Raw genomic sequence first — 3,770 nt, 5'->3', positions numbered from 1 at the left:
TCGCCGCCTCGCGGGCGCCGTCCGGCGCGCCGCGGTCGTCGCGCACCAGGATCTGGAGGTCGGGCTGCTGGTACTCCTCCATCGCCAGCTCGGCGGCGTTGCGCATCGCCGCGCCGAGGCTGGCGCCCTGACCCGACAGCGGCACCACCAGGGCGACCTTGACCGACCCCTTGCCGATCCGGCCCGGAGCAGAGACCGCGGCCGGCGTCAGCCCCGGGACGGCATCTGCGGGCGGAGCGAGATTCGGAGCGAGATTCGGGGCGAGGTCCTGGGCAAGCTCGGCGCGCGGCGGCGGCGCGGCAGAGCGCACAGTGCGCGGCTCATCCGGCCCGCCGACGCACCCGGCGAGCGCGAGGACCAGGGCGAGGGCGGCCCTTGTCCCGAAGGCGCGGGGCGAGAGATGTCGCGCCATCGCGAAACGTCCTTCACGCAAGATCCGGCACGAACACATCGTCGCACAGGCTTAGAGTGTGCGCCCGAAAAGTAAACGCGCCGGCCTCGCGGACGCGTGTCCGACACATCCGATGTCGAAACAGGCGCGGTTCAAATTCCGCTCGGGCCCGCGCCGTGGCAAGGTCGCCGCGATGACACAGAGAATCGAGCCCGCACGCCGCCCCGTCCGCAAGGACCCGCCGGGCGGTTCAACCGCCAAGCCCGCGACCTTCACCGCCTTCGGGCTCGCCACCGAGGCCGAGCCGCTGACGCCGGGCCTCCACGTGGTGGCGACGCCGATCGGCAACCTGCGCGACGTGACCATCCGGGCGCTCGCGACGCTCGCCGCCGCCGACGCGGTGCTGGCCGAGGACACCCGCGTCACCCGCACGCTGCTGATGCATTACGGCATCACCACCCCGCTGGTCGCCTACCACGAGCATTCGAACGCCGCCGTCCGCGAGCGGATGGTGCGGCGGATGCTGGACGGCGAGGCGCTGGCGCTGGTGTCGGACGCCGGCACGCCGCTGGTCTCCGACCCCGGGTTCAAGCTGGTCCAGGCGGCGATCGAGGCGGGGATCGCGATCACGCCGATCCCCGGCCCGTCGGCGGTGATGACGGCGATCGTCGCCGCCGGCCTGCCGACCGACCGGTTCTTCTTCGAGGGCTTCCTGCCGCAGAAGGCCGGCGCGCGCCGCAACCGGCTCTCCGCGCTCGCAGGCGTCCCCGGCACGCTGGTGCTGTTCGAGTCGCCCCACCGCCTGCCGGAGATGCTGGCCGACGCGGCCTCGGTCCTCGGCGGCACCCGCCCGGCCGCGGTGGCGCGCGAGCTGACCAAGATGTTCGAGACGATCCGCCGCGGCACGCTGGGCAGCCTCGCCGACACCTTCGCGGAGGAGGGCGCGCCCAAGGGCGAGGTGGTGGTGGTGATCGGCACCGCAGCCGACGAGGCGAGCCCGGAGGAGGCCGACGCCGGCCTCGACGCGGCCCTGCTCGCAGCGCTCGCGCGCCACTCGATCAAGGATGCCGCGAGCCTCGTCGCCGACGAAACCGGGCAGCCGCGCCGCGCGGTCTACAACCGGGCGCTGGTGCTGGCGCGCAAGACCGATGCGGACGCCTGAGGCCACGCGCCGGCGGGCGGCGACGGAGCGGCGCGGGCGCCGGGCCGAATGGCTCGCGCTCGCCGCGTTGATGCTGAAGGGCTATCGGCCGCTGGCGATGCGGGTCGCCGCGGCCGGCGGCGAGATCGACCTGATCGTGCGGCGCGGCGACACCATCGCCTTCGTCGAGGTGAAGGCGCGGGCGACCCTCGTCGAGGCGCAGGGCGCCATCGGCCGGGTCAAGCGGCAGCGCTTCTCGCGCGCGGTGCGGGCCTGGGTCTCCCGCAACCCGTTCGCGGCAGCGCTGACGCTCAGGGCCGACGCGGTGTTCATCGGCGGCCGCGGCTGGCCGGTCCACCTCGTCGACGCGTTCCCGATCGAAGGCTTGTAGGAGGGTCGCGTCAGCCGCGCGCGGCGCTGATCGCGCCGATGAGCGTGCGCTTGAGGTCGGCCTGGCTGAAGGGCTTCTGCACCACCGGCCGGTCGCGGAACGGCTCGCGGATGCCGGCGCCGCCGTAGCCGGTGGAGAAGATCAGCGGCAGGTCGCGCTTCGCGATCGCCTCGGCGACGGGGTAGATCGGCTCGCCCGCGACGTTGACGTCGAGGATCGCGACCTCGAAGGTCTCGCCCTCGGCCATCTCGAGGGCGGTCGAGAGACGCGCGGCGGGGCCGACCACGGTACAGCCGAAATCGAGCAGCATGTCTTCGAGCAGCATCGAGATCGCGGCTTCGTCTTCGACGACGAGCACGCGCTTACCCTGGAGAACGTCGTCGTTCGGTTCCGCGCTCACGCCGAGGTGTCTTCCTTAGTCGATCCGCCCCGCTTCAGCGGGACGTCGCCATGATGGCTGGTCGGATCCGATCGTCGCGCCAGAAGAACCAAGCGGGTACGCCGGGGGGCTGAGGGGTCGCCCGGAACGCGTTTTGTGTCAAGCGTCCGGCGCGGGCCGTTCGCCGACCAATGTTACACGGCGATACATTTCGCGATAGGGTGTGGCCGGCCCGCGCCGAGGCAAACCCGCGACGGACCGGATTTTTCGTAAAAAGGGGGCGGATCTATTCCTGCGATGGGTCGATGTGTCCCTGCCTGCGATCGCCGCGCGGTGCTGGCCGGCCTCGGCGCCTGCCTCGCCGCGGCGCCGGCGCGAGCGCGCGGACCGGTGGTGGTCGCCTCGAAGAGCGACACCGAGGGCACGCTCGTCGGCAGCATGATCGCCCTGTGCCTGGAGGATCTCGGCATCCCGGTGCAACGCCGCCTCGGCCTCGGGCCGACGCTGATCGTCCGCACGGCGCTGATGTCGGGCGACGTGGACCTCTATCCCGAATACACCGGCAACGGCGCCTTCTTCACCGGCACCGAGGCCGACCCGGCCTGGAAGCGGCCCGACAGCGCCTACGCTGCAATCGCCGCCGCCGATCGGGCCAAAGGCCTCGTCTGGCTCGGGCGGGCGCCGGCCAACAACACCTGGCTGATCGCGGTGCGCGGCAGCCTCGCCCGCAAGGAGGGGCTGGCCACCATGGCGGACTTCGCAGAGGCCGTGCGGCGCGGGCTGATCCGCCTGGCGGCCTCGACTGAGTTCGTCGAGAGCCCGGCGGCGCTGCCGTCCTTCGAGGCCGCCTACGGCTTCGCGCTGCCGATGGACCGCATCGTCAGCCTGCCCGGCGGCGACACGGCGGTGACGGCGCGGGCGGCGGCGCAGGGCATCAGCGGCGTCAACGCCGGCATGGTCTACGGCACCGACGGGGCGCTCGGCGCCCTCGACCTCGTCGTGATGAGCGATCCGAAGGGCGCGCAGATCGTCTACGAGGTCGCACCGGTGATCCGCGCCGACACCCTCGCAAGCCATCCGCGCATCCGCGACACGCTCGATCCGGTCTTCGCGCGCCTGGATGCCGACACGCTCCGCCGGCTGAACGCCCGCATCACCGTCGAGGGACAGGTGGCCGAGGCCGTCGCGCGGACGTTCCTGCGCGACGCCGGCTTCATCACGTGACGGCCGCCGCCCGCGATCGAATGGCCCGCCTCGTGCCGCTGCTGTTCGCCATCGCCTTCCTCGGTGCGGTCTACGGCCTGCCGCTGCTGCGGCTCGCCAAGAACCGCCTCGTCGTCGGCGAGCCGGTCTACGCCCTGGACGGCGCCGGCATCGTGGCCGGCTTCGGGCCGGAGATCGAGGCGGTGTCGGCGCTGGTGCTCGGGGCGGCGCTGCTCGCGCGCGCCGGGCGGACGCGGGTCGGGCT

At 72.9% G+C, this 3,770-nt stretch carries 5 protein-coding genes and 1 pseudogene; 4 read left to right on the top strand and 2 right to left on the bottom strand.

The window, feature by feature from the left end:
* A partial coding sequence (locus FV229_RS27695) for an ABC transporter substrate-binding protein (protein WP_187275289.1) occupies positions 1 to 412 on the bottom strand: 412 nt, incomplete at its 3' end.
* 172 nt (positions 413 to 584) lie between these two features.
* Between FV229_RS27695 and rsmI the strand changes: the two genes are divergently transcribed.
* On the top strand, positions 585 to 1,553 hold the full coding sequence (gene rsmI / locus FV229_RS25880) for a 16S rRNA (cytidine(1402)-2'-O)-methyltransferase (protein WP_147754670.1): 969 nt from the start codon (positions 585 to 587) through the stop codon (positions 1,551 to 1,553).
* A complete protein-coding gene (locus FV229_RS25875) occupies positions 1,540 to 1,923 on the top strand; it encodes a YraN family protein (RefSeq protein WP_238272886.1) in 384 nt (127 codons plus the stop codon). The genes rsmI and FV229_RS25875 overlap by 14 nt, the downstream gene beginning before the upstream one ends.
* A gap of 10 nt (positions 1,924 to 1,933) precedes the next feature.
* Here the strand turns inward: FV229_RS25875 and FV229_RS25870 are convergent, their stop codons facing one another.
* Positions 1,934 to 2,323 (bottom strand): response regulator, encoded by a 390-nt coding sequence (locus FV229_RS25870; protein ID WP_147754668.1) that lies wholly within the window; start codon positions 2,321 to 2,323, stop codon positions 1,934 to 1,936.
* A 276-nt stretch (positions 2,324 to 2,599) separates the two neighbouring features.
* Between FV229_RS25870 and FV229_RS25865 the strand changes: the two genes are divergently transcribed.
* Both FV229_RS25865 and FV229_RS25860 read left to right on the top strand, forming a co-directional pair.
* Positions 2,600 to 3,526, top strand: a complete 927-nt coding sequence (locus FV229_RS25865) for a glycine betaine ABC transporter substrate-binding protein (RefSeq protein WP_147754667.1) — start codon at positions 2,600 to 2,602, stop codon at positions 3,524 to 3,526.
* Positions 3,527 to 3,546: 20 nt separating this feature from the next.
* Positions 3,547 to 3,770: pseudogene (locus FV229_RS25860) on the top strand (hypothetical protein); the annotation flags it as partial.

It is taken from the genome of Methylobacterium sp. WL120, from assembly GCF_008039465.1.
GTDB lineage: Bacteria > Pseudomonadota > Alphaproteobacteria > Rhizobiales > Beijerinckiaceae > Methylobacterium > Methylobacterium cerastii.
Note: the sequence above shows the minus strand (reverse complement) of the source record. Positions and strands in the feature narration are given on the sequence as shown.

Coding starts and splice junctions, on each gene's coding strand:
- rsmI (WP_147754670.1), top strand. CDS start 585: ATGACACAGAGAATCGAGCCCGCACGCCGCCCCGTCCGCAAGGACCCG.
- FV229_RS25875 (WP_238272886.1), top strand. CDS start 1,540: ATGCGGACGCCTGAGGCCACGCGCCGGCGGGCGGCGACGGAGCGGCGC.
- FV229_RS25865 (WP_147754667.1), top strand. CDS start 2,600: ATGGGTCGATGTGTCCCTGCCTGCGATCGCCGCGCGGTGCTGGCCGGC.